At 57.0% G+C, this 19,424-nt stretch carries 16 protein-coding genes; 13 read left to right on the top strand and 3 right to left on the bottom strand.

The window, feature by feature from the left end; translation table 11 throughout:
• Window positions 1-52: 52 nt before the first annotated feature.
• Window positions 53-316, top strand: a complete 264-nt coding sequence (locus QPL96_RS15835; protein ID WP_303288278.1) for a late competence development ComFB family protein — start codon at window positions 53-55, stop codon at window positions 314-316.
• Window positions 317-329: 13 nt separating this feature from the next.
• Here QPL96_RS15835 and QPL96_RS15830 read toward each other — a convergent pair whose 3' ends face one another.
• Entirely contained in the window at window positions 330-2,795 is a 2,466-nt protein-coding gene (locus QPL96_RS15830) for a DUF349 domain-containing protein (protein ID WP_303288277.1), read from the bottom strand.
• Between the two features lie 174 nt (window positions 2,796-2,969).
• Here QPL96_RS15830 and QPL96_RS15825 point away from each other — a divergent pair, with 174 nt between their 5' ends.
• Entirely contained in the window at window positions 2,970-3,440 is a 471-nt protein-coding gene (locus QPL96_RS15825; RefSeq protein WP_303288276.1) for a regulatory protein RecX, read from the top strand.
• 18 nt (window positions 3,441-3,458) lie between these two features.
• Here QPL96_RS15825 and mltF read toward each other — a convergent pair whose 3' ends face one another.
• On the bottom strand, window positions 3,459-4,982 hold the full coding sequence (gene mltF / locus QPL96_RS15820) for a membrane-bound lytic murein transglycosylase MltF (protein ID WP_303288275.1): 1,524 nt from the start codon (window positions 4,980-4,982) through the stop codon (window positions 3,459-3,461).
• Window positions 4,983-5,256: 274 nt separating this feature from the next.
• On the opposite strand from mltF, the gene purL reads away from it, so the two are divergent.
• Window positions 5,257-9,162, top strand: a complete 3,906-nt coding sequence (gene purL, locus QPL96_RS15815) for a phosphoribosylformylglycinamidine synthase (RefSeq protein WP_303288274.1) — start codon at window positions 5,257-5,259, stop codon at window positions 9,160-9,162.
• Between the two features lie 413 nt (window positions 9,163-9,575).
• On the top strand, window positions 9,576-9,887 hold the full coding sequence (locus QPL96_RS15810) for a YqfO family protein (RefSeq protein ID WP_303288273.1): 312 nt from the start codon (window positions 9,576-9,578) through the stop codon (window positions 9,885-9,887).
• 9 nt (window positions 9,888-9,896) lie between these two features.
• Here QPL96_RS15810 and QPL96_RS15805 read toward each other — a convergent pair whose 3' ends face one another.
• Complete coding sequence (locus QPL96_RS15805; RefSeq protein ID WP_303288272.1) at window positions 9,897-10,448, bottom strand: NUDIX hydrolase; 552 nt, start codon at window positions 10,446-10,448, stop codon at window positions 9,897-9,899.
• A 96-nt stretch (window positions 10,449-10,544) separates the two neighbouring features.
• On the opposite strand from QPL96_RS15805, the gene QPL96_RS15800 reads away from it, so the two are divergent.
• From QPL96_RS15800 to purT, 9 genes are all read left to right on the top strand, one after another.
• Window positions 10,545-11,132: a CoA pyrophosphatase gene (locus QPL96_RS15800; RefSeq protein WP_303288271.1), complete on the top strand. Its 588-nt coding sequence runs from the start codon at window positions 10,545-10,547 to the stop codon at window positions 11,130-11,132.
• A 232-nt stretch (window positions 11,133-11,364) separates the two neighbouring features.
• On the top strand, window positions 11,365-12,057 hold the full coding sequence (locus QPL96_RS15795; RefSeq protein ID WP_303288270.1) for a GntR family transcriptional regulator: 693 nt from the start codon (window positions 11,365-11,367) through the stop codon (window positions 12,055-12,057).
• 15 nt (window positions 12,058-12,072) lie between these two features.
• The gene (locus tag QPL96_RS15790) at window positions 12,073-12,498 is read left to right on the top strand and encodes a cobalamin B12-binding domain-containing protein (protein ID WP_303288269.1); all 426 of its coding nucleotides are present in this window, start codon (window positions 12,073-12,075) and stop codon (window positions 12,496-12,498) included.
• An 86-nt stretch (window positions 12,499-12,584) separates the two neighbouring features.
• Complete coding sequence (locus QPL96_RS15785; RefSeq protein WP_303288268.1) at window positions 12,585-14,006, top strand: phenylacetate--CoA ligase family protein; 1,422 nt, start codon at window positions 12,585-12,587, stop codon at window positions 14,004-14,006.
• Window positions 14,007-14,987, top strand: coding sequence for a methylmalonyl Co-A mutase-associated GTPase MeaB (gene meaB, locus QPL96_RS15780; protein ID WP_303288267.1), 981 nt, complete (start codon window positions 14,007-14,009; stop codon window positions 14,985-14,987).
• Window positions 14,974-16,671 (top strand): methylmalonyl-CoA mutase family protein, encoded by a 1,698-nt coding sequence (locus QPL96_RS15775; protein ID WP_303288266.1) that lies wholly within the window; start codon window positions 14,974-14,976, stop codon window positions 16,669-16,671. Before meaB ends, QPL96_RS15775 begins: the two co-directional genes overlap by 14 nt.
• Before the next feature lie 42 nt (window positions 16,672-16,713).
• On the top strand, window positions 16,714-17,271 hold the full coding sequence (locus tag QPL96_RS15770) for a cob(I)yrinic acid a,c-diamide adenosyltransferase (RefSeq protein ID WP_117620134.1): 558 nt from the start codon (window positions 16,714-16,716) through the stop codon (window positions 17,269-17,271).
• Between the two features lie 285 nt (window positions 17,272-17,556).
• Window positions 17,557-17,739: a DUF1289 domain-containing protein gene (locus QPL96_RS15765; RefSeq protein WP_117620485.1), complete on the top strand. Its 183-nt coding sequence runs from the start codon at window positions 17,557-17,559 to the stop codon at window positions 17,737-17,739.
• An 87-nt stretch (window positions 17,740-17,826) separates the two neighbouring features.
• A complete protein-coding gene (gene purT / locus QPL96_RS15760) occupies window positions 17,827-19,017 on the top strand; it encodes a formate-dependent phosphoribosylglycinamide formyltransferase (protein WP_303288265.1) in 1,191 nt (396 codons plus the stop codon).
• Window positions 19,018-19,424: the final 407 nt, after the last annotated feature.

Genomic DNA, 19,424 nt, shown 5'->3' with positions numbered 1-19,424 from the left:
GTGTGGCTTCTATGGTGTTAGGAACCGCAGACGAAATCAGGAGGCGTTTGCCATGTCTCTGCGAGATGCAATCGACAATTTCTACGAACGGCTGGTGGTGGATGCGATTGATGCGACCCGGGAAGAGTCCGACACTGAAGACTATCTGGCCGACGTCATGTGTGTGGCCCTCAACCGTCTGCCCACGCGCTATTACCGCCACTCCATCGATATGATGTTCTACCTGGCAGACGAGGAACTGAAGGAAATGAAACAAAAATCCCTGGCTGTCGTGCAAGACGCCAGGGAATTTGTCCGGGAGCACCAGCGGCAGTGATCCGCTTATCGGCTTAGGCGTTGATCAGGTTGGAAAGTGCACCATTCAGGCGCTCTGCCAGTTCGCGATTTGCGGCTTCGCCGGTCGCGCCCAGGCACCAGTTCGCTACCAGCTTTTCCACGTCCCTGAGTTGATCGCCACTGGTATGCGGGGACCCCATTCCATCGGCCAGGCGCTGCACCTGGATTTCCATCCGGCGTTGCTGATCCGAATCCGGTGAGGACACGCCGCACAGGATTTCGGCGCGGATCACCAGCTCAGCCGGGTCCTGGCCGTCTGAAGCGCCTGCCAGTTCAGGCCAGTGCTCCGGGGCCGCATCGGTCACAGTCTCACCGGTCGCGGCTGCGAGCACAAGCGACTGCCAGGACGCCATTTTTGACCGCAATTGCAGGCTGGACAGAAGTTGGGCCAGGCGCTGCTTTTCCTGCTGGACCTGCTCCCTGACACCCTTGGAAAGGACAGCGGCATCAATGTCCCGGAGGGCGGAGAGCGCTGCCGTTATTGCCTCCTCGTCGCTGTCGCCAGTTACCTCGGACGATAGCCGCAGGCTGGCTTTCGCAGACTCGTCAGCGGCACGGTAAGCCTGTTGCTGTTCGCTGCGTTCGGTATCCCGGCGGGCGAATATCTGATCGCAGGCCTTGCGGAAGGCCTGCCAGAGTTTGCGATCTTCCCGGTGACGGGTAATGCCAATGGCTTGCCAGTCAGTTTGCAGTGCCTTGGCTTTATTCATGGCATCCTGCAGAGGTTCGTGATCCACCAGCGCCTGGGCTGTCTGGACGATCTCCTGCTTCAGGCCCTCGTTTTTACGGCGTTCCTCATCCAGCGGCGCTTCCAGTCTTTTAAGCAGATCATCGAACCGCTTCTGAACCTGCCGGTTGTCCCGGAACTCCACTGGCCAGGCTTCCTTCCATTCCTGGCGGGCGGCCTGGTGAATGCGTTCGGCGGCTTTCCAGTCGATGGAAGACCAGTCGGCATTGTCCAGGAAGGTTTCCAGTTGCTCGCAAATGGCGGATCGCTTCTCCAGATTCGCCTGCTTCAACCCGGATTTTGCGGAGAAATACGCTTTGCAGGGTTCGTAGGCTTTGTCCGAAGCGGTCTTGAAACGGGACCAGAGGCTTCGGTCTGAAGATCCGCCCAGATCCCGCCATTCGTTCTGTAATTCCCTGATCCGTTCCGCCTTGGCTTCCGGTTCCATGGGCTGGTCGGCCAGGTATTCCATCTGCTCGCACAGGGCGATCTGCTTTGGCTCTGTGGCAAAGCCCTGCCAGTCGGTAAGCTCTTTCAGTTGTGCGGTTAGTAGCTGCATCCGGGTCTGGAGGGGTTTGCCGTGGCGATGGTCAAGGTCTCTCAGGTGCTGCTGGGCGGTCTTGAACAGTTGTTTCGATTCTTTAAGCTGCTTTGCCTCGAGGGCCTCTTCCAGTCTTTGCAGATCAGTGTGCAGGCGGGCCGCCAGGGCTTTTTGTCGTTCCTGGTCCGCCGGCGCCTCAACGGGGGACTTGCGCTTTCCAGCCAGCTTGCGAAGTGGCTCAAGCAGTGTCGGACTGGGGTAGCCTTCGGGCCAACGGATTTCCTGGATCAGTGTTCTTGCCAGGGCACGCTGATCCTCGGATGTGTCCTGCTTGTTGTCGAGGGCCGCGCTTAGCTCGGCAATCGTTTCCCGCTCCTGGTTGATACGCCTCACCGCACTCAGATAGTTGCGCAAGGCGAGCATGGCGGTCTCGTAAGTTTTCTGCTCCTGCTTTTCGACGGCGGTATCCCGGGTTGCCTCAAGCCATCGGTTTTCCTGGGTCTTCTGCAAGGCATCCAGGGACGCCTGTGAGGGCAGGGTTTCCGGCGGCTGTGCCTTGAGCTCGTCCAGAGTGCTGGTTAGCATGTTCAGGGTTTCCCGGCGCTGCAATGTCTGCTCGCGCTGGCGCTTTTCATCCTCGGCAGCGGACTGGATGGCTGCTATCCTCTCCTTACAACGATGAACCGCCTCCAGGAACGTCTGAGCCTGCTCGGGGGAGGCGTGGTTTTCCACCTCTGACCATTGCTTCAGCAAGGAATCCAGTCGGGCTTTGTAGAGTTTGGTGTCGTTACTCTGCGCCTGGTCCCGGGCGTGGCTGATGAGCATGCCAATGGTCTGGGTGATACCTTGCTGCCGGGCCTGTTCCTCCCGCAGTTTCTGGAGTGTCAGTTTGACGGTCTGATACACCCCTTTGTCTTTGCCCCTGGCCCGCTTCTGAACCTGTTGCAGGCTGCTTTCTTCGGTCAACCGGCTGGCAGCAGTCTGGCGGATATCAGCCGTTGCGCCCTCAATCGCGATTTTCGCCAGGGCATCCTGTGACGGGGAGCCTTCCATCGTTCTGAGCTGCTCCTCTCTCTGGCTGGCCCGTGTGTCTTCCTGCTCGACCTGGGCAGGTTGGGGGGCTTTCCGGCTTTTCGGGGCAGCATTCGCTGTCTTGCGGGATCTGAACAGTTTCTGGATGAACGCGGCCATAAGAGTATCCTTTGGTATTGAAACCAGTTCACGGTGTCGGGCAAAGTTAAGCCGCCACCGGCCATCGGCGCCCGGGTTCGGATGCCGGGTAGTTTCACCGGCCAGTCTGCCTGGCCAGTTGGAGAAATTCGCGGCTAGTCTAGCGTTTTGTATGCGTATGCGAAAAGGGTCTGTATGGCAAAACAGGAAAATCAGGACGATCAGGAGTACAAGGCTCGGGCAACGGCCCTCAGGCTGCTGGCCAGGAGGGAGCAAAGCCGTCTGGAATTGCATCTGAAACTCCGCCAGAGGAAGGTCCCGGGCGACATTATCGAGTCTGTACTCGACGAATACGAGAGTGAAGGCTGGCTCGACGATAACCGCTTTGCCGATGTCTATGCCCGCCAGCGAATGGATCTGGGCTATGGGCCCTTGCGAATTCTTGGGGAACTCCAGCAACGCGGGGTTCACCGCAGCCCGGTATGCCTGGATGAAATGACCGAGGAGGACTGGTGTCAGAAGGCCATCGGTCTCAGGAAGAAACGGTTTGGTCTGGCTGATCTCGGCGAAGACCGGGACGAGAAGCTTCGCCAGGCACGTTTTCTTAACCGCCGCGGGTTTTCGGCCGCTCAAGTGGAGAGAGCCCTGGAGGCCCGTTCACCGTAGCCGTTTGCAGTCGGTGGCTCAGAGGGTGGGTGGGATCATGCCCAGTTCCGGCGGCAGGCCCGCCCTGAGCCTGGCGTCCGGGTATACATCCTGTGCCGGATTGTCGTTCTCTCCTTGTTCTTCCATCTGAACGAATTGCGGTTTTTCCGTGGGAGCTGGCGGCGTGCCCGGTTCGTTGAGGCGGGCCAGCACATCATAGTAACGCCGGATGTTCTGAACGTAGACCACCGGCTCCTGGCCCCGGGCATAACCGAAACGGGTTTTCGTGTACCACTCCTTCTGGGCCAGCAATGGCAGGAATTCTTTTACGTCCATCCACCGGTCGGGGTCCTTTCCAGCGCCTTCCGTTAGCCTTCTGGCATCCTCGAGGTGCCCGAAGCCGACATTATAGGAGGCCAGGGCAAACCAGGTCCGGTCCGGTTCCGGGATTCGCTCCGGGATTTTTTCATGCACGATCTTGAAATACTTGGCGCCGCCCTGAATGCTCTCTTCCGCATCCAGCCGGTTGTTGATGCCGATGTGGCTGGCGGTGTTGCGTGTCAGCATCATTAACCCCCTCACGCCCGTGGGCGATACGGCGTTGGGACGCCAATGGGATTCCTGGTAGCCGATGGCGGCGAGCAGTCGCCAGTCCATGCTGAAATCCCTGGCATAGTCACGGAACAGGGACTCGTATTTGGGCAACCGGTTTTCCACGTGGTGCATGAAGGTGCGCGCCCCGACATAATTCAGGCGGTCGAGATGACCGTAAAAGCGTTCGGAAATCTGGGCCAGAGTGCCGTTGGCCCTGAGCTTTTCCAGGAACTCCCCAGCGGCGGTGGCCAGTGATTTGTCCTGGGCTGCGGGAAAGAACCAGGCAAGCTTGCGGGGTTTCCCGATGGCAAAGGCCTCTTTCACCATGGGATAGAAGACGCGATTCAGGTCCAGTTCGTTGGAGGAGATGATCGCGTACGGAAATTCTCCGCTTTCGACCCGGGTCAGTACCCCTGCGGCATCCAGGCCGGGGTGGACTTGCCACTGCAGGTCAGGGATTTCCGTCAGTGCCTCGGTGAGCGAGTCCTCGTGGTTGCTTTCGGCAACAACGTGGAGTGGTTTTCCGGCAAGATCAGCCTGGGAGTCAGGGCCTTCGACGTCTCGGTTGTAGACCAGAACGGACTGAGCGGTAATGCCGGTTGGTACCGTGTGATACTGGCTGGCATGCGCCGGTTGCCCGGAGAGCCCGGCCATGCCGATATGGGCGTAGTTTTTTTCCAGCACCGAGAGGATTTCTGTATTGTCTTCGGCAACGCGAATGCGGAGTTTTACGCCCAGATCTTCGGCAAAGAGCTTTGCCAATTCATAGTCGTAGCCGGTCGGCCCGTCCTCTCCTTCAACATAGATCGAGGGCGCGAGGCGGGTGATAACGTGCAGAACACCCTCTTCCCGGATTTCCTGGAGGGTGGTGGGTCGTGAGCAACCGGTAATAATAAGAGCCGCACCAAGGAGAAGAAGCGTCCTGGCAGGTGCGCCTGCAATCGCAGTACGAAATCTCGACAAATCCATGGTCTCCGTTATAGCTGGATCATCTGGTTACGGCGAACGCGAGAGCACCGTATCCTTTTCCATCCCGAGAGTGGATTCCCTTTCCACCCCAAGATGATCCTTGGTGTCGGAGGTCTGGTCAATAAATCTGGTTAATAAACATGCAAAACAATGTCAATTGTACGGTTCGGGGTTAACGTTTCCAGCGCTGTATCCTGACCCCGCTTTCGAGTATCATGGCGGCCTTTCAAATTGCACCCAGGCTTCCCCGTTTCGCGCGATACAGGTTGATATCATGCTTGAACTTCGCGGCGCACCCGCGCTCTCGCCATTTCGCTCCCGCAAATTGCATTCCCGGATTCAGGAAATCGTGCCTGAAATCGTGCATGTCTATGCAGAGTTCATGCACTTCGTTGATCTGGAGGCCGACCTTTCCGAATCCGAGCAGGCCATACTCGACCGGCTTCTGACCTACGGGCCCAGTGTGCCAGTGGAAGAGCCGGATGGTGTGCTGTTCCTGGTTGTGCCACGCCCCGGTACCCTCTCGCCCTGGTCCAGCAAGGCGACAGACATTGCCCGGAACTGCGGGCTTCGGCAGATTCGCCGGATCGAGCGAGGTACCGCCTACTATGTGAGGTCTGGCCGCAAGCTGGGTCTGGCACAGCGTGAGAAAATTGCCACCCTGCTGCACGACCGCATGACCCAGAAGGTGTTTCACGAAACGGGCGGCGCGGAATTGCTGTTCAGCCATGAAGAGCCACGGCTCCTTGAGCGGGTTCCGGTCCTGGCTGGGGGGCGGGATGCGCTGGTGGAGGCAAACTCACGTCTCGGGCTGGCGCTTGCAGAAGATGAGGTTGACTACCTGGTCAAATCCTTTACGGAGCTTGAGCGGGATCCGACGGATGTTGAACTGATGATGTTCGCCCAGGCCAACTCGGAGCATTGCCGGCACAAGATTTTCAATGCCTCCTGGGACATCGACGGCGAGGGCCAGGAAAAATCCCTGTTTGCCATGATCCGCAACACCTATGAAATGAACAGCGAAGGTGTTCTCTCAGCCTACAAGGACAACGCTTCTGTTATTCGGGGTAGTCGTGGTGGCCGTTTCTACCCGGACCCTGAGACCGGTGTATACGGCTATCATGAGGAAGACATCCACATTCTGATGAAAGTGGAGACCCATAACCACCCGACGGCCATTGCGCCGGCGGCCGGTGCGGCGACCGGTTCCGGCGGCGAAATCCGGGACGAGGGTGCGACCGGCCGTGGTTCCAAGCCCAAGGCAGGTTTGGCAGGCTTTTCGGTCTCTAACCTGCACCTCCTGGATGATCCCCAGCCCTGGGAAATCAATTATGGCAAGCCGGAGCGGATTGCCTCGGCCCTCGACATCATGATCGAAGGCCCGATTGGTGGCGCCGCGTTCAATAACGAATTTGGCCGCCCCAATCTGGCCGGCTATTTCCGAACGTTTGAACAGAAGGTGCCCGGGGCTGCCGGTGAGGAAGTGCGCGGTTACCATAAGCCCATCATGATTGCCGGCGGCCTCGGTAATATTCGTGAAGAGCATGTGGAGAAGGGCAATATTCCGGTGGGGGCCAGGCTTATTGTCCTCGGCGGGCCGTCCATGCTGATCGGCCTCGGGGGTGGTGCCGCCTCCTCCATGGATTCTGGCTCCAGTAATGAAAATCTCGATTTTGCGTCGGTACAGCGTGATAACCCTGAAATGGAGCGCCGCTGTCAGGAAGTGATCGACCGTTGCTGGCAGATGGGTGACAGAAACCCCATCGCGTTTATTCATGATGTTGGCGCCGGCGGTCTCTCCAACGCCATGCCGGAGTTGGTAAAAGATGGCGGCCGGGGTGGCAGGTTCGAGCTGCGGGATATTCCGAGCGACGAGCCGGGCATGTCTCCACTGGAGATCTGGTGTAACGAATCCCAGGAACGTTATGTCATGGCCGTGGCGGCTGAAAATCTGGAGCTGTTCGATGCCCTCTGCCGCCGCGAGCGCTGCCCCTATGCGGTGATTGGTGAGGCGACCGAAGCGCACCATCTTGAGCTCGGCGATTCCTATTTTGATGACAAGCCCGTTGATCTGCCCATGGAAGTGCTGTTTGGCAAGCCGCCCCGCATGCACCGCAGCATCAGCCGCGTTTCGTTCACCAAACCGGTTTTTGATTCCACCAAGGTTGATCTGCACGATGCCATCCGCCGGGTTCTTCGCCTGCCGTCCGTGGGCTCCAAGAGCTTCCTGATTACCATCGGTGACCGGACAATTACCGGCCTGGTTGCCCGTGACCAGATGGTGGGGCCCTGGCAGGTTCCGGTCGCCGACGTGGCAGTCACTGCCAGCTCATTTGATGTCCGCACCGGTGAAGCCATGGCCATGGGCGAGCGTACGCCGGTTGCCACGATTGATGCGCCGGCATCCGGCCGTATGGCCGTGGGTGAGGTGATTACCAATCTGGCTGCGGCGCCAATCGGCAAGCTGTCCGACATCCGATTGTCCGCCAACTGGATGGCCGCAGCAGGCCACCCGGGCGAAGACGAAAACCTTTATGAGACGGTTCGCGCGGTGGGCATGGAACTTTGCCCGCAGCTCGGAATTACGATCCCGGTCGGCAAGGACTCCATGTCCATGAAGACCATGTGGGAAGAGGATAACGGTGAGCAGAAGAGTGTAACTGCGCCGCTTTCGCTGATTGTCAGCGGCTTTGCACCGGTCACTGATGTTGCAAAAACCCTGACACCGCAACTGGTGAAAGAGGCCGGCGAAACCGATCTGATCCTGGTGGATCTCGCCGCTGGCCAGAACCGCCTGGGCGGCTCTGCGCTGACTCAGGTTTATCGTGCGGTCGGGGCGGTAGCGCCGGATCTGGACGACCCAGAGGATATCAAGGCGTTCTTCGCGGTGATCCAGGGCCTGAACGCGGACGACAAGCTTCTGGCCTACCACGACCGGTCGGATGGCGGCCTGTTCGTGACTCTGGCGGAAATGTGCTTTGCCGGCCACTCCGGGGTCGACATCAAGCTGGATGGTCTGGCGGAAGACCGCGCCCAGTTTGCACGGGAGCTGTTCAACGAAGAGCTGGGCGCCGTTATCCAGGTGCGCCGGGACGACACCGGTTTTGTGCTGCAGCAGTTCTCTGCGGCCGGACTTGGAGATTGCATCAGCGTCATTGGCAGCCCGAACGACACTGACCGGCTGCGCCTGACTTTTGAAGGCTTGACGGTTGTTGATGAGGCGCGTGTTGAGTTGCAGCGCCTATGGGCTGAAACGAGCTACCGTATCCAGTCCCTGCGCGACAATGCCGATTGCGCCCGGGAAGAGTTTGATAACCTGCTGGATGCCGGAGATCCGGGCCTTCACGCCGAACTTTCCTATGATATCAATGACGATGTGGCGGCACCTTACATCAACAAGGGTGCGCGTCCGAAGGTGGCTGTTCTGCGCGAACAGGGTGTGAACGGGCAAGTGGAGATGGCGGCCGCATTTGATCACGCTGGCTTCGAGTCTGTCGATGTGCACATGAGTGATCTGCTCTCTGGCCGCGTGACTCTGGATGGGTTTAACAGCCTGGTGGCCTGTGGCGGCTTCTCCTACGGTGACGTTCTGGGTGCCGGCGAAGGCTGGGCCAAGTCGATCCTGTTCAGCGACCGTGTCCGGGATCAGTTCGCGGCTTTCTTTAACCGGCAGGACACCCTGGCACTTGGCGTCTGTAACGGGTGCCAGATGCTCTCCAATCTGCATGAGCTGATTCCCGGTAGTGAAGGCTGGCCGCGTTTTGTGCGCAATCAGTCCGAGCAGTTTGAGGCTCGCCTGGCGATGGTTGAAGTGATGCCGTCGCCGTCTGCCTTCATGGATGGTATGGCCGGTTCACGTATGCCTATCGCGGTCGCTCATGGTGAGGGCAGGGTTGAGTTTGCAGGCGGGAGATCTGCGGCGGGCTTGTCTGAGAATGAACTGGTGGTCCTGCGTTATGTGGATAACCGGGGTGAAGCAACTGTGCGCTACCCCTACAACCCGAACGGCTCAGAGGCCGGCATTACCGGGGTTACTACCCGTGACGGTCGTGTGACCATCATGATGCCTCACCCTGAGCGTGTGTTCCGCGCTGTACAGCATTCCTGGCACCCCACCGGGTGGCAGGAAGACGGTTCCTGGATCCGGATGTTCAGGAATGCGAGGCGCTGGTTCGGCTGATTAATCGGCTGGGAAACAAGCCGGTTTTGGAGGCGTTTGCAAGAAGCGTTTACTCCAAAGCCGGCTTTTTATTTGCCGCTGTGTTTTTCCGCGTTTTTCAAGATAAAAATCCGAAAAATTGGTAAAAAATCCCTTGACTGAGTATTTTTATGCACACTCGTGGTGCCTTCCTGTTTGTTCTGTGAGCAAAAACGTGGATTCCGGTTCAGCTTTTTCTGAAAACCTATAAGTCATTGAAAAATATGACACAAAACAATCAGGCGATTTTGTCGCCAATTTAACGGGAGTTCAGTGGTTGCGGGGTTTGAGGGCTTGTTCCCCAAAACTTTCCCCAGAGTTATCCACAGATTCTGTGGGTAAGTGTCTAAGCTATTAATCTGTACAAAAAATATCCGATCACAAGGGGGCTTTCGATGTACAAGATGTGTTATTTCGTCCCGGAAACTCATGTCGAACAGACAAAGCAGGCGCTGTTTGATGCCGGAGCGGGCCGGATTGGCGATTACGACCATTGCGCCTGGCAATGTCTCGGCAGGGGGCAGTTTCGCCCGCTGGAAGGGAGTAACCCTTTCCTGGGGAAGGCCGGTGAGGTTGAAGCGGTGGATGAATACAAGGTGGAGCTGGTTTGCGAGGATGCTTTGATCAAAGATGCCCTTGCTGCGCTGAAGCGGGCTCATCCTTATGAAGAGCCCGCTTATGAGATTTATCGCCTTGAGAATTTGTAGCCGGCTGCTTTACTGGCGATCTCTTGCCATCGGGTGACGGATATCACTGACATGAACACCGAACGACTCACTCCTGTAATCGGTGAGGAACAGCTCCAGGGTTCGCTTCACGGTTGGGAAGGAGATCTCGTCCCAGGGAATGTCATTCAGTTCGAACAACCTGGATTCCAGGGACTCCTCACCGGCACCGAATTGTCCGTCCTTCAGGGTAGCACGATAGAACATGTGCACCTGGTTGATGTGGGGAACATCGATGATGGAGTAGAGACCCTCGATGTTGACCTCTGCCAGTGCTTCCTCAAGGGTTTCCCGTTCCGCGGCTTCAATGGTGGTTTCGGCGTTCTCCATGAAGCCGGCCGGTAGTGTCCAGTAGCCGTAACGCGGTTCGATGGCCCGCCGGCACAGGAGTATCTTTCCTTCCCAGACAGGAACCGTGCCGGCGACAATGCGCGGGTTCTGGTAATGTATGGTATTGCAACTGACACAGACATAGCGGTGCCGGTTATCGCCTTCGGGGATGCGTTGTTCAACCGGGTGGCCGCATGTGCTGCAGTACTTCATGATTTTCCCCGTATACTTTATTGGTTTGGTAGTCAGTTTAACGATCCCGGCTGCCGCTGTCTCATTCAACCTCAGGGTGTACTTTGGAGACAAAACTTGCGTGATCTACTTGCCGAGCGCCTGGCCGGCTATGCGCCCAGACAGCTTGCCCTGGATTATCCCGAAGCCGGTATTCTGGTACCTGTAACCGATGATCATCGAAACCCCGAAATGATCTTTACGCTCAGGTCTGAAAATCTGAGCACGCACCGGGGGCAGGTGGCCTACCCGGGCGGAAAACGTGATCCCGGCGACTCCTCCCTTGCGGCGACGGCGTTGCGGGAAACCCACGAAGAGATTGGTTTGCCGCCGGATCAGGTGCAGATTATCGCTCCGCTCAGCCAGGTGATGTCCCGTTACGGAATTCTGGTTACTCCGTATGTTGGCGTGATTCCCGGTGACCATCCCCTGAAGCCTAACCCTCATGAGATTGAAAGCGTATTCCGGGTGCCGCTGTCCTTTTTTCTGGAAGACAGGCGGGAAAGAACCGACGCTTTGAATTTTCTGAACCATACGTTTTACGTGCCCTGCTACCGTTGGGAGCGTTATCAGATATGGGGGCTGTCCGCAGTGGTTCTGGTGGATTTTCTCAACGCTGTGTACGATGCCGGAATTGATCTTCTTGAACCGCCCGAAGACGGCTGACCGAATCTTTCGGTCTTCTATTCGTTCACTGATTTCCCCCTCCCTCTCTTTCTATCTCAGGTGTTCTCTCTGGTTCCCGCCGTTTGAAAAATAACGGCGGGGGCCTGGTTGCGCTCAAAAAAATATCCAAAGATAAGACTAATGTCTAATATGGTTGAACAATGAACGGGTATTACATGGTGAATACTGTATGCAAACGATATCGAAGGAGCTGTGTCGTGGAGTTTGTTCAATGAAGAAAATCCAAACCGAGAAGAACCTTCCTGAGCTCATTTACGATTCGGTGGTTGATGCCATCGTTGAAGGTTTGCTCAGGCCGGGTGAGCGGGTTACCCAGGAAAGCCTGGCCGAAAGGCTGGATGTCTCACGGTTGCCGGTGAGCCAGGCAATGCAGCGACTACGCGATGACGGTTTCCTCTCCGCCGTGGGGCGTCGGGGCCTGATGGTTTCCGTACTTGATGAGAACTTTGTCGCGCAGTTGTACGAATTTCGGTGCGGCATTGACCTGGTCAGCGCAGGGCTCGCCGCCCTGCGGGCGGATGCCGGGTGGCAAAAGCGTGGTGAGACCATTATCGAGGATGGCTATGCAGCAGGAAAGGCAAACGACCTTCCCGCTCTTATCGACGCGGATATGCGCTTTCACGGCTTCATCTATGAGCTGGCGGGAAACACCTTCATTCTGGATTCAATGGAGGCCCATTGGAACCATGTAAGGCGTGTTATGAGTGACATCCTGATCGTGGAAAAAAACCAGAAACAGATCTGGGAAGAGCATGCGGCAATACTCGATGCAGTATTGGCCGGTGATGCCCGGATGGCTGAAACCCTTGCGAGGCAGCATGTTGAAACCGCATCAAAGTGGCTTCAGCAAGAAATTCATGACTCCCGTGAACCTCTGAAAAGAAGCGGTGGCGCGACTGGTTAATCCAAGGAGAATGCGATGCAAAACAATGACAATAATGCAGGTGTGATTCGGGTAATGCTGGCAAAGATCGGTCTTGATGGCCATGACCGAGGCATAAAGGTGGTCGCGCGCGCTCTAAGAGATGCCGGCATGGATGTGGTGTATACCGGGCTGCATCGAACGCCCGAGGAAGTAGTCGATGCCGCTATCCAGGAGGATGTCGATATTCTGGGTATCAGCTTGCTCTCGGGTGCGCACATGCATATTTTCCCCAAGGTACTGGAGCTTCTGAAAGACAGGGAGGCGGAAGACATGATCGTTGCGGGTGGTGGTGTCATCCCGGACGATGACGTTGAAGAGCTGTACCGGATGGGCGTTCACAAGATTCTTCTGCAGGACACTCCTCCCCAGGAAATCATTGATTCGTTCCGGCAATTGGTCGCAGACCGTGGTGCCCGATAAATCCGGCACTATGGCGGTCGGGTAAAGCCGGGCGCTCAAAACAGATTTCCTCAGATGACAACCTATAACAACACCAGGAGTCTCCGATGGAAGAGTGGAATTTCCCCCCCAGTTACAGCGACGACTATTTTCCTGACCCGAGCAGTCGTTACTGGTTTCGGGATCGCGAAACGATGGATCCTGAAAAACGAGATGAGTTAATTGTTGCGCGCATCCGTGAAGTGATGACCTATGCTTACGATCACTCGCCATTTTACCAAGGCAAATGGGACGAGGCCGGTATAAAGGCCAACGACATCCGTACCCTTGCAGACTTCGAACAGGTTCCCGCCGTTACCAAGCAGGAACTGCGTGACTCCCAGGCCAAAAAACCGCCATTCGGGGACTATCTTTGCTGCCCTGAAAGCGAGATCCACCATATCCACGGCACCTCTGGCACAACCGGCCGGCCTACCGCTTTTGGTATTTCCCGGCGTGACTGGGAGACCATTGCCAACAACCATGCCCGGATCATGTGGGGCATGGGTCTGCGGCCGGGAGATACAGTGTTTGTCGCCGCCATTCTGAGTCTCTATATGGGATCCTGGGGCGCGTTGATCGGTGCGGAGCGTTTAGGCTGCAAAGCCTTCCCGTTTGGCGCCGGTGCTCCCGGAATGACGGCGCGAGCGATTACCTGGTTAGGGATGATGAAACCCGCTGGACTCTACTCCACACCTTCCTATGCGCTGAGGCTGGCGGAAGTAGCCCGTGAAGAAGGAATTGATCCCAGGGAGTTCGGTATCAGGGTGCTGTTCTTTTCCGGTGAGCCGGGTGGTTCCATTCCCTCCATCCGGGACAAGATTCAGGATATCTACGGAGCGAAGGTGGTTGACTGCGGAACCATGGCCGAGTTGACGCCCTGGATGCATGCGTCCGGCAGTGCCGACACTAAGGGCATGCTGCTGTGGCAGGACATTGTCTACACCGAAGTGGCGGACCCGGACACCAATCGTCGTGTTCCTTTCGGTGAGCAAGGCACCCCTATTTACACCCACCTTGAGCGAACCTCCCAGCCGATGATCCGGATGGTCTCTGGTGACCTGACTCACTGGGTGATGGAAGACAATCCCTGTGGCCGAACCTATCCGAGACTGCCGAAAGGAATTTACGGGCGTATCGATGACATGTTCCAGATTCGGGGTGAAAACGTGTACCCCAGCGCCATTGCTGAAATTCTGGAAGGCCTTGCGGGTTATGGTGGTGAGCACCGGATCATCATTTCCCGCGGTGGCTCAATGGACGAGTTGGCGGTGCAGGCAGAATTTGACCAAGAGACCGCGAGCAAGGGCCCGGATGCAGTCAGAGCGTTGTCAGAACGGGTAGAGGTCGAATTCAGTCGCGTGCTGGGTGTCCGGGCAAGGGTTGTGATGGTCGAGCCGGACACCTTTCCACGCACCGACTTCAAGGCCCAGCGGGTGGTTGACGACCGGGACCTTTACCACAGCCTTAACCAGAAACGTGGGGGTTAGATGATTAACCGCATATCCTCGATGGCGCTGGCGGAACGGGTGGGAGAGGGGCATCCCCGTGCCATCGCCAGGCTGATTACCCGCGTTGAAAGTGGCGGCGACCCCGACGTGCGCCAGGCCCTGGCGAAGCTCTACAAGAGCACCGGCCGCGCTCAAGTGGTGGGCATTACCGGTGTGCCCGGGGCAGGGAAGTCGACCCTCGTTACACAACTGGTCCATGAATACCGGGCCAGTGGCCGTACCGTCGGTGTCGTTGCCATTGACCCCTCAAGCCCGTTTTCCGGTGGTGCGATCCTCGGTGATCGTATCCGCATGGGAGATCTGGTTTCCGACCCCGGGGTATTTATTCGCAGCATGGCCACCCGGGGAACCCTCGGTGGCCTGGCCAGACCGGCCCTGGACGCCGTCGACCTCCTGGATGCAGGTGGGTTTGACGTGGTCCTGATCGAGACGGTCGGAGTGGGCCAGGATGAAGTTGATATTGTGCGTGCGGCTCATACCACGGTGGTTGTCAATGCGCCTGGCCTGGGCGATGACATTCAGGCCATCAAGGCAGGGGTGCTTGAGATAGCCGATGTTCATGTGGTGAGTAAGGCCGACCGGCCGGACTCCAACAAAACCATCCAGGAACTCAAGGCCATGCTGATGATGAGCTTGGAGCCGGGTGAGGGCATCTGGCGGGTGCCGGTGGTGCCGACCAGTTCTGAAAAGCACACCGGTTTTGGCGAACTGATGGCCGCGATTGATCGTCATGCGGAGCACCTGGAGCGAAGTGGCGAAATCACCGAACGGCGTCGCCAGATTGCTCTAACCCGGGTAGTAAAGGTCGCCGAAGGGATCGTCCGGGACAATTTTGTACGTGACAGCAGGTCACAAACCGAAGAGCTGCTCCAAAAGGTTACCCAGCGCGAACTGGACCCCCACGGCGCGGCGGTGATCCTGCTAAAAGCCATGAAGGAGACGATTCATGAATCACACTGACCAGTATGACCCCGCCGCACTCAGGCATATTGAAGAAGAGTTCAACCAGTGGGAAAAGAATGAAGTGTCGTCCTTTATAAAGCGGGCGCCGGAGCGTAAGTCAGAGTACGCCACCGCGTCGGGGATGCCGACGAAGCGCACGTATACGCCGCTGGATGTCAAAGACACCCCGTTCGAGGATGTCGGTTTTCCCGGTCAATATCCCTTCACCCGGGGACCCTACCCCACCATGTACCGTGGCAAGAACTGGACAATGCGCCAGATTGCCGGTTTCGGCACGGCCAGGGAAACCAACGGGCGCTTCAAATACCTCATTGCCCAGGGCCAGACCGGGCTGTCGATCGACTTCGACATGCCCACCCTGATGGGGTATGACTCAAGTCATTCCATGAGCCAGGGTGAAGTGGGCCGCGAGGGTGTCGCCATTGACACTTTGGCGGATATGGAGGAGTTGTTCGACGACATTGACCTGACAAAAATCTCCGTTTCCATGACGATCAACCCGTCAGCCTGGATACTCTACGCCATGTACATTGCGCTGGCGCAGAAGCGCGGCTATGACCTCAATGACCTCTCGGGCACCATCCAGAACGACATTCTTAAGGAGTATATCGCCCAGAAGGAATGGATATTCCCGGTGCGGCCGTCGGTTCGCCTGGTCCGTGACTGCATTCAGTACGGATCCGAGAACATGAAGCGGTACAACGCCATCAACATCTCCGGCTACCACATATCGGAAGCCGGTTCAACCGCTGTCCAGGAAGTGGCGTACACAATGGCGACCACCATGGAGTACGTTCAGACTGCAATTGACGCCGGGGTGGATGTCAATGAGTTTGGCCCTCGTCTCTCGTTCTTCTTCGTGAGCCAGGCAGACTTCTTTGAAGAGATTGCCAAGTTCCGGGCGGCCAGGCGGGTATACGCCAAGATCATGCGGGGAAAATTCGGCGCCACGAAACCCGAGGCCAGCCGGTTACGTTTCCACGCACAAACCGCGGCAGCGACCCTGACCAAGCCCCAGTACACGATCAACCCGATCCGCACCGCGCTTCAGGCGCTGTCTGCTGTGCTGGGTGGCGCTCAGTCGCTGCACACCAATGGCATGGATGAGGCCTTTGCCATACCCACCGAGGAAGCGATGCGGATCGCCCTTCGGACCCAGCAGATCATTGCCTACGAAACCAACATCACCCAGGTGGTGGATCCATTGGGTGGTTCCTACTATGTCGAAAGCCTTACCGACGAGATTGAGCGGGAAGTCTGGAAAATCCTTGATGAGGTTGAAGAACTTGGTGGCACCCTCCAGTGTATTGACGATGGCTACTTCCAGAGAGGCATATCCGATTCGGCCTATGATTTCGCGCTACGCAAGGCCAGCGGGGAGCGACCGGTCATCGGCGTCAATATGTTCGTCCAGGAGGAAGAGGATGTTGAGATTGAAACCCATCCACATGATCCGGAAACCGAGCGCCGGCAGATTGAGCGCCTGAACAAGGTCAGGAACAATCGCGATGAAGAAAAAGTCCAGAGTCTGCTCACGCAGTTGAAAGAGCAGGCCGAGGACGAAACGGTAAACCTTATGCCCATAACCATTGAATTGGTCAAAGAAGGGGCTTCGATGGGCGATATTGTTGAAACCCTGAAAGGCATTTGGGGAACCTACCGGGAAAAACCTGTAATCTGACCGGCTTCGTTGATGGACGGAACCGGGTCACGGGAGAAATGAATGGTCAGGCTCACCAAGATATATACGAAAACCGGAGATAAGGGCGATACCGGCCTGGGTGATGGTAGCCGGGTCGCCAAGTACGATCCGCGTGTGGAAGCCTACGGCACGGTGGACGAAGCAAACGCCGTTATTGGCCTGGCGCGGCTGCATGTCGACGAGACGCTGGACAGGATCCTGGCACGCATCCAGAACGATCTGTTTGATGTCGGTGCCGATCTTTGCACGCCTGTTGTGGAAAATCCGAAATATCCGCCACTCAGGCTTGCAGACTCCAAGACCCTTGAGCTTGAGCAGGAAATAGACCGGTTCAACGCGGATATTCCGTCCCTGCGATCTTTCATTCTCCCGGCGGGCAATCCCGCAGCAACGTATCTTCACCATGCCCGGACAGTGACTCGCCGGGCTGAGAGGATCATTGTTCAGTTGAAGGAAGAGCAGGAGATTAGCCCCTCGGTGCTGGAGTATATGAACCGCCTGTCTGATTTGCTGTTCGTGATGGCCCGCTATTCGAATGCCAAGGGAAAAGGCGATGTGCTCTGGGTACCCGGTGAATGACATCCGCTAACGATGAAGGTCCTGGGGTTTGATATTCTCGTCTCCCGAGCACGGTGGCCGGCGCCGTGCCGCAGTGTCCCGTCTGGCTAATTCGCAGTAGATTAGCGAATTAGCCAGACGGGACACTAGTGTACCCACTGTCGGATCTGGGGTATGGCAACATCTGGAGGAGCCCCTGACCGAACAGGTATTAGAAGCAGAGGCCAGGAAAGGTTAAAGTGAGCGCCTTTGGGCCACATAGTTTTCCACTTGGTCACGGTTAAGCAGTCAGGTGAGGTAGGCAGGATGAAAGTCGCCGATAAGGTACGCTCGCCCTGTGTGAGCATTTGCGCGCTGGACGAGAATGACATTTGTGTTGGTTGTCATCGCAGCGGAGAGGAAATTACGCGGTGGTCTCGGATGAGCAACGAAGAACGCCGTGACGTGCTGCGAAAAGTTGCCGAGCGTGAAAGCAAGGTTTTGGTCTAGATTGTTATGTTCATTAGGGCAATCGCGTTTATGGCGTCGCCGGGCAATATTGGGCATTCGTAGGTACCACACAGGACAGGCAATATCATGACTGACACAGTTCGAATTGGTACTCCTCTGAAAGAAAACGCCTTCAGGGTTCTCTTTTGTGGTTCCGGAGAGCTGGGCAAGGAAGTTGTCATCGAGCTTCAGCGCTTTGGCGTGGAGGTCATCGCGGTTGACCGTTATGCCAATGCTCCGGCCATGCAGGTTGCCCATCGCAGCCACGTTGTCGATATGCTGGATGGAGAGGCCCTTCGCCGCATTATTGAGGCGGAAAAGCCGAACCTGATTGTGCCTGAGATAGAAGCTATCGCCACTCCCGAACTGGTGAGGCTGGAGCGCGAAGGCTATCACGTGATTCCCACCGCACGGGCCGTTAACCTGACAATGAACCGGGAAGGTATCCGTCGCCTGGCCGCCGAGGAGCTCGGGCTTGCTACATCGCCGTACCGATTCGCGGAATCGAAAGAGGAATATCTCGCGGCGGTCGAGGCCGTCGGTTTGCCCCTGGTGGTGAAGCCGGTCATGAGTTCGTCCGGCAAGGGGCAAAGCCTGGTCAGGTCTAGCGATGATATTGAGGCTGCCTGGGATTATGCCCAGACCGGTGGTCGCGCCGGCAAGGGGAGGGTGATCGTTGAGGGGTTCGTGGACTTCGAATACGAAATCACCTTGCTTACCGTAAAGCATCGCGACGGCATTTCGTTCTGTGATCCGATCGGGCACCGTCAGCAAGACGGGGATTACCGTGAGTCCTGGCAGCCGCAGCCAATGAGTGAAAAAGCCCTGGCCCGTTCCCGGGAAATCGCCGAAGCTGTTGCCGGCAACCTTGGTGGCTATGGGGTCTATGGGGTGGAGCTGTTTGTTCGGGGCGACCAGGTATGGTTCTCCGAAGTGTCGCCGCGCCCCCACGACACCGGGCTGGTTACCCTGGTTTCCCAGGATTTGTCAGAATTTGCGTTGCATGCCCGCGCGATCCTGGGGCTGCCGATACCGGCGATACGCCAGTGGGGGCCATCTGCTTCCGCAGTGATATTGCCTGAGGGAGATTCCGATGCCGTTTCCTACTCCGGGCTTGAAAAAGCGCTGGCTGAGCCTGATATCTTTCTCAGGCTGTTTGGTAAACCTGAACTGAGAGGGCGCCGGCGTATGGGTGTGGCTCTTGCGACCGGTGGTTCAATTGCCGAAGCGAGGGAAAAAGCGACCCGGGCGGCGACCGCGGTAAAAACCGAGTTTTGACGGTAAGCCGTCGATTTACCGAAAAGTGATAACGAGCCGTTGACACCTCTGGGCAGGTCTGTAGAATGCGCCTTTCTTCTGAGGGGCAAGCCACTGATGCAGCGGCTTCTTGAAGGAGTAACGGATTGAAATAACTGGAGAAATTGAGTTTCAAGATTCTTCAGAAAGCGATTGACAGGAAAGCGATTCGCTGTAGAATGCGCGCCTCCAAACAGGTAGTAAGCCGGTAAGTTTTTCGGCGATTTCCGGAGACGGAAGCAGCGAAAAATAAACGGTTGACAGGGTGGCGGAACGATGTAGAATACGCGGCCTTGATTGAGCAACGGCTCAACCGCTCTTTAAAAAGTTAACCAAGTAATTCGTGTGGGCGCTGGCCGGGGTATTTCGGAGATGAAATATCAGGACAG

The sequence above is a fragment of the Marinobacter sp. SS8-8 genome, from assembly GCF_030540945.1.
GTDB lineage: Bacteria > Pseudomonadota > Gammaproteobacteria > Pseudomonadales > Oleiphilaceae > Marinobacter.
The sequence above is the reverse complement of the archived record's forward strand: the minus strand, read 5'-3'. Positions and strand labels throughout refer to the sequence as shown.

Bases quoted from the DNA above. Each gene is read 5' to 3' on its own strand.
- QPL96_RS15785 (WP_303288268.1), top strand. From the start codon at position 12,585: ATGGAAGAGTGGAATTTCCCCCCCAGTTACAGCGACGACTATTTTCCT.
- QPL96_RS15810 (WP_303288273.1), top strand. From the start codon at position 9,576: ATGTACAAGATGTGTTATTTCGTCCCGGAAACTCATGTCGAACAGACA.
- QPL96_RS15830 (WP_303288277.1), bottom strand. From the start codon at position 2,795: ATGGCCGCGTTCATCCAGAAACTGTTCAGATCCCGCAAGACAGCGAAT.
- QPL96_RS15770 (WP_117620134.1), top strand. From the start codon at position 16,714: ATGGTCAGGCTCACCAAGATATATACGAAAACCGGAGATAAGGGCGAT.
- purL (WP_303288274.1), top strand. From the start codon at position 5,257: ATGCTTGAACTTCGCGGCGCACCCGCGCTCTCGCCATTTCGCTCCCGC.
- QPL96_RS15835 (WP_303288278.1), top strand. From the start codon at position 53: ATGTCTCTGCGAGATGCAATCGACAATTTCTACGAACGGCTGGTGGTG.
- mltF (WP_303288275.1), bottom strand. From the start codon at position 4,982: ATGGATTTGTCGAGATTTCGTACTGCGATTGCAGGCGCACCTGCCAGG.
- QPL96_RS15765 (WP_117620485.1), top strand. From the start codon at position 17,557: ATGAAAGTCGCCGATAAGGTACGCTCGCCCTGTGTGAGCATTTGCGCG.
- QPL96_RS15825 (WP_303288276.1), top strand. From the start codon at position 2,970: ATGGCAAAACAGGAAAATCAGGACGATCAGGAGTACAAGGCTCGGGCA.
- meaB (WP_303288267.1), top strand. From the start codon at position 14,007: ATGATTAACCGCATATCCTCGATGGCGCTGGCGGAACGGGTGGGAGAG.
- purT (WP_303288265.1), top strand. From the start codon at position 17,827: ATGACTGACACAGTTCGAATTGGTACTCCTCTGAAAGAAAACGCCTTC.
- QPL96_RS15805 (WP_303288272.1), bottom strand. From the start codon at position 10,448: ATGAAGTACTGCAGCACATGCGGCCACCCGGTTGAACAACGCATCCCC.
- QPL96_RS15775 (WP_303288266.1), top strand. From the start codon at position 14,974: ATGAATCACACTGACCAGTATGACCCCGCCGCACTCAGGCATATTGAA.
- QPL96_RS15795 (WP_303288270.1), top strand. From the start codon at position 11,365: ATGAAGAAAATCCAAACCGAGAAGAACCTTCCTGAGCTCATTTACGAT.
- QPL96_RS15790 (WP_303288269.1), top strand. From the start codon at position 12,073: ATGCAAAACAATGACAATAATGCAGGTGTGATTCGGGTAATGCTGGCA.